Consider the following 5479-nt stretch of genomic DNA (forward strand, 5'->3'; position numbering starts at 1 on the left):
CTTGCGCTGGAGCCCCTCAACGGTCAGGGCATTGCCGGGTATGTGCCCGAACCGGAGTTGTGGATGCGGGCCTTGAGGGTCCGCATCCCGGGAGAACTTACATGTTGTAGGCGCGCTCGGTGTGCTCGGTGACGTCGAGGCCTTCACGCTCGGTCTCGACGTTGACGCGCAGACCGACGATCACGTCGACCACCTTGTAGATGATCGCCGAACCGACGCCCGACCACACCAGCGTGGTGCAGACGCCCCAGACCTGCGAGGTCATCTGGGCCATGAAGTCGTAGTCGGCGACCTTCGGCGGAATCGCGGTGTAGTCGACGATGCCGGCGCCGCCGAGGGCCGGATTGACCAGGATGCCGGTGCCGATCGCGCCGACGATGCCGCCGACGCAGTGGACGCCGAACACGTCGAGCGAGTCGTCATAGCCGAGCGAGTTCTTCACCACGGTGCAGAAGAACAGGCAGACGATGCCGACCACGAGACCGAGCACGATCGCGCCCATCGGACCGGCAAAGCCGGCTGCCGGCGTGACCGCGACGAGGCCGGCTACCGCACCCGACAATGCACCGAGCACGGACGGGTGACCCTTGACGATCCATTCCGCGAACATCCAGGCCAATGCCGCCGCTGCGGTTGCAACGAAGGAGTTGGTCATGGCGAGCGCGGCGCCGCCGGAGGCTTCGAGGTTCGAACCGGCATTGAAGCCGAACCAGCCGACCCAGAGCAGCGAGGCGCCGATCATCGTCATGGTCAGCGAGTGCGGAGCCATCAGCTCCTTGCCGTAGCCGACGCGCTTGCCGATCAGGAGCGCACCGACGAGGCCGGCGATGCCGGCATTGATGTGCACCACGGTGCCGCCGGCGAAGTCGATGGCGCCCTTCTTGAAGATCCAGCCGGCGTCGGCGTTGAGCTCGTCGAGCTTGGCCTGGGCCGCGGTCTTGGCGGCGCCGTCGGCAGCGGCGGCGAGTGCCTTGGCGGCATCCTGGATCAGGTCCGGACCCTGCCAGTACCAGACCATGTGCGCGATCGGGAAGTAGATCAGCGTCACCCAGAGCGGGATGAACAGTGCGATCGCCGCGAACTTCATCCGTTCGGCGAACGCGCCGACGATGAGGGCGGGAGTGATCGCCGCGAAGGTCATCTGGAAGCAGATATAGACGAGCTCGGAGATATTGGCGTCGACGCTGAAGGTCGCTGCCTTCGAATCTCCGTTTACGCCCATCAGGAAGGCCTTGGAGAAGCCGCCGATGAAGTCGGAACCGCCGGTGAAGGCGAGGCTGTAGCCGTAGAGCGCCCAGAGCAGCACGACGATGCAGACGGTGTAGAAGACCTGCATCAGGACCGAGAGCATGTTCTTGGAACGGACGAGGCCGCCATAGAACAGCGCCAGGCCCGGGATGGTCATCAACAGCACCAGCACTGTCGAGGTCAGCATCCAGGCGTTGTCGCCCTTGTTGACGGTTGGCTCGGCACAGGCTGCGGTCGCGGCAAACATGCCGACTGCGAGCGCCGCCAATCCCGCGCTATAGGGACGTTTAAACGTCATTTGATTTTACTCCTGAGTGTAAGGTTTGTGCGCGAAATCAGAGGGCCGCGGCATCCGCCTCGCCGGTGCGGATGCGAACCGCATGGTCGAGGTTGATGACGAAGATCTTGCCGTCGCCGATCTGTCCGGTCTTGGCGGCTGACGTGATGGCGTCGATGGTCTTGTCGACCTGATCGGAGGCCACGGCGACCTCGATCTTGATCTTGGGCAGGAAGCTCACCGCGTATTCGGCGCCGCGATAGATTTCAGTGTGGCCCTTCTGCCGGCCGTAGCCTTTGACTTCCGTCACCGTGAGGCCGTGAACGCCGATGGCGGTCAGGGCGTCGCGGACTTCTTCCAGCTTGAATGGCTTGATGATCGCCATAACAATTTTCATGGGTCTTGGTCCCCGCTTGGGCCCGGCCTGGAGGGACCGGGCGTTCTCGACTGAGATCACCACGCGGAGAGGTTCACTACGCGGGCACAGCCGGGACCCTTAGAATCAAATGCCGTGCCAGTTCGGGACCAGTGACTAACGGATTATGAATTCGGCCCTTTTCGCCCTTTGCGGGAATTGCCGCTTCCTGCGCCATTCGGTCGCGCCCAAAGCATAGTCATGTCTGCTCAAATCGTGAGCAGGCCCGGCCGTCGACACATTGGTGCTTAGCCGCAGGGCAGAAAAATGGTAACGGGGTGGGCGACGCTACTGCAGGGCCTCGCCATGCTGCGAGATATCGAGGCCTTCCATCTCCTGCTGCAGCGATACCCGCAGCGGAGCGAACACCCCGACCAGCTTGAGTAGCACGAAGGTGCCGCCGGCGGACCACGCCAGCGTGGCGGCGACCCCGTAAAGCTGGGTCAGGACCTGCTGCGCATTGCCTTCGAGCAGGCCGGCGGTGCCGCCGATCGCGTTCACTGCAAAGACGCCGGCCAGCAGCGTGCCGGTCAGTCCGCCAATGCCGTGGACGCCAAAGACGTCGAGGGAGTCGTCATACTTGAAGCGCTGCTTGAGCCAGGTGCAGGCCCAGAAGCAAAGCGTCCCCGCGACGATACCGATGATGACGCCGTGCCACGGCGCGACGAAGCCGGAAGCCGGCGTGATCGTGCCGAGGCCGGCGACGGCGCCCGAGATCATGCCGAGCACCGAGGGCTTGCGCCGGGTCGCCCATTCGATCGCGCCCCAGGTCAATGCGCCCGCGCAGGCGGCGAGATGCGTCGCGGTGATCGCCATCACCGCGCGCGAGTTCGCCGCCAGCGCCGAGCCGCCGTTGAAGCCGAACCAGCCGACCCACAGCAAGCCGGTGCCGATCACGGCGAGCGACAGGTCGAACGGTGCGAGGTTCTCGCTGCCATAGCCGTGACGCCGGCCCATCACCATCGCGGCGACCAGTCCGCCGATGCCGGCGGAAAGATGCACGACCAGACCGCCGGCGAAATCCAGCACGCCCGCGCTCGCCAGGAAGCCGCCGCCCCATACCCAGTGCGCCAGCGGTACATAGACGAACGTGAACCAGCCGATGGAGAACAGCAGATAGGCCGAAAACCGCATGCGGTCCGCGACCGCGCCCGCCACCAGCGCCACCGTGATGATCGCAAACGTCATCTGGTACAGCATGAAAAGCGCTTCGGGGATCGTCTTTGCCGCCGGGTTGACGCTCTCCATCGTCATGCCGATCAGAAACCAGCGATCGAGCGTGCCGATCCAGGCGCCGTCGCCGACAAAGGCCAGCGAATAACCGAACGCCACCCAGAGAATCGAGATCATCGCGACCGCGGCAAGACTCTGCGCCATCGTCGCCAGCACGTTCTTCTTGCGTACCATGCCGGAATAGAACAGCGCCAGGCCCGGTATCGTCATCATCAGCACCAGCGCGGTGGCGACGATCATCCACGCGGTGTCGGCGGCGTTGATGGTGGAGGTATCCGCCAAAGCCGGCGTCGCGAAGGAGAAACTCGCCGCGAGCGTGATGAGCGCAGCCTTGCGCGCTGCACGATACGATGGTGCCCCCATGGAATTCCCCCGGACCTGTTGTCGTGTCGTCGTGGTTTCTTGGCGTCGCGCGTTCAGCATCGCGGCTGTCGCGCGCCTTGAACTGGGTGATGTCTTAAAGCGCGTCGCTGTCGGTCTCGCCGGTGCGGATCCGCAAGGCGTGGTCGATCGGCGTGACGAAGATCTTGCCGTCGCCGATCTGACCGGTTCGGGCGTTCGCGGTGATGACCTCGACCGCCTTGTCCGCCACGTCGGAAGCAACAGCGATTTCGATTCTGAGCTTGGGCAGGAAGTTCACGACATATTCGGCGCCGCGATAGATTTCAGTATGGCCCTTCTGGCGGCCGTAGCCCTTGACCTCGGTCACCGTCATGCCGTGCACTCCGATGGCCGTGAGCGCCTGGCGAACCTCGTCAAGCTTGAAAGGTTTGATGATGGCGACGACGAGTTTCATGATCAGGCCTTCATTTCCCGGGACAAGTATTGAGCACGCGCCGGGCTCTCCGCCCCGCGCGTCGCTGCCAGCGCAAATCTGGCATCTTTCTAGGCAAATGGCACAAAAAACTTGCAGGTAGAAGGGGAAAACATTCCGTCCTGGTGACGCCGATCACTGTACAGGCGCCTGCAGCGTCCGCCAAAATAGGTCTCTCCCTTAGCCGCCCGCCGGCTATCTCCATTTTCAAGGGCTCAAGGAAATAATATGTCGAACCGATCGTGGTTTTATGCCGCCAATGGCCAGCAACAGGGCCCTTATCCCGAGGCCCAGCTTCGCGACCTCATCACCCGCGGCATGGTCGGGGCGGATACGCTGGTCTGGACCGAGGGGATGTCGGGATGGCAGCGGGCAGGGGATATTCCCGGCCTGGTCCCGGGTGGATCCGCTCCGCCCTCGATCCCGTATCCCGGTGCCCCGCCGACGGCCGCGTCCGGAAGCTACGGCGGCGGCGCGCTCGCGATCGATGTCGGGATTTGGGACCTGCTCTGGCGCACGCTGGTGTTCTTCATCGGCATGGTGCTGGTGATTCCGGCGCCCTGGGTCGCCGTCTGGTTCTATCGCTGGATCTTTTCCCGGCTCTACGTGCCGGGCCGGCCAAACATCGCCTTCAACGGCCAGCCCCTCGACATCTGGTACGTCTTCATTGCGATCGGCATCCTGACCTATGTGGGCTCGGCCGACCTCTACTACCTGCAATATCTCTCGATCCCGATTCAGGCCGTGCTGTCCTGGATGGTGATTCGCTGGATCGCATCCAACCTGAGTTCCAACGGCGAATTGCTCCCGATCGCCTTCAACGGCAGTGCGCTCGGCTATGTCGGCTGGCAGGTTCTGCTGTACGTGTCCGTCATCACCATCATCGGCTGGGCCTGGGTGCTCACGGCCTGGATGCGCTGGATGTGCCGCAACATCGACGGCACGCATCGCGAGGCCATCTTCACCGCGACAGGACTGGAAGTGCTGTGGCGAACCGTCGTGTTCGCGCTCGCCTGCATCTTCATCATTCCGATTCCGTGGATGCTGGCCTGGTATGGCCGCTGGTACGCGTCGCAATTCGCGCTGGTCGAACGTGGCACGATGGCGAACGCTTGAGGCGCTCACTTGCGCTGGCGCACCGAGCCTTCCTGGGCGACCGATGCCACCAGCGTGCCGTCGGGCTTGAAGATCAGGCCGCGGGTCAAGCCGCGGCCGTCCTGCGCGCTCGGTGAATCCTGCGCGTAGAGCAGCCATTCATCGGCGCGGAACGGGCGGTGAAACCACATCGCATGATCGAGGCTTGCCGGCATCATCCGCTTGTCGAACAGCGTGCGGCCGTAGCGCGCCATCACGGCATCGAGCAGCGAGAAATCCGACGCATAGGCCAGCGCGCAAAGATGCAGCGCCGGATCGTCGGGCAGCTTTGCGGCGGTGCGAATCCAGACATGGATGCGGCCGTCGTCGATCTTCTGGCCGAAATAGCGGCCGAGCT

6 protein-coding genes are annotated in these 5479 nt (G+C 63.8%); 1 reads left to right on the top strand and 5 read right to left on the bottom strand.

The genetic code is table 11. The annotated features are described in order from the left end of the window. Positions 1 to 97: 97 nt before the first annotated feature. The 4 genes from V7E26_RS28950 to V7E26_RS28965 form a co-directional block, all read right to left on the bottom strand. Entirely contained in the window at positions 98 to 1546 is a 1449-nt protein-coding gene (locus tag V7E26_RS28950; RefSeq protein WP_324422810.1) for an ammonium transporter, read from the bottom strand. A 37-nt stretch (positions 1547 to 1583) separates the two neighbouring features. Then, the gene (locus tag V7E26_RS28955; RefSeq protein ID WP_008142813.1) at positions 1584 to 1922 is read right to left on the bottom strand and encodes a P-II family nitrogen regulator; all 339 of its coding nucleotides are present in this window, start codon (positions 1920 to 1922) and stop codon (positions 1584 to 1586) included. A gap of 306 nt (positions 1923 to 2228) precedes the next feature. After that, a complete protein-coding gene (locus V7E26_RS28960) occupies positions 2229 to 3536 on the bottom strand; it encodes an ammonium transporter (RefSeq protein ID WP_324422811.1) in 1308 nt (435 codons plus the stop codon). A 94-nt stretch (positions 3537 to 3630) separates the two neighbouring features. Then, positions 3631 to 3969, bottom strand: coding sequence for a P-II family nitrogen regulator (locus tag V7E26_RS28965; protein ID WP_028348351.1), 339 nt, complete (start codon positions 3967 to 3969; stop codon positions 3631 to 3633). Between the two features lie 246 nt (positions 3970 to 4215). Between V7E26_RS28965 and V7E26_RS28970 the strand changes: the two genes are divergently transcribed. After that, positions 4216 to 5103 (top strand): DUF4339 domain-containing protein, encoded by an 888-nt coding sequence (locus V7E26_RS28970; protein WP_324422812.1) that lies wholly within the window; start codon positions 4216 to 4218, stop codon positions 5101 to 5103. A 5-nt stretch (positions 5104 to 5108) separates the two neighbouring features. Here V7E26_RS28970 and V7E26_RS28975 read toward each other — a convergent pair. Further along, positions 5109 to 5479, bottom strand: a 371-nt coding sequence (locus tag V7E26_RS28975; RefSeq protein WP_442893499.1) for an acyl-CoA thioesterase, incomplete at its 5' end; no start/stop codon positions are given.

The organism is Bradyrhizobium sp., assembly GCF_036735945.1.
GTDB lineage: Bacteria > Pseudomonadota > Alphaproteobacteria > Rhizobiales > Xanthobacteraceae > Bradyrhizobium.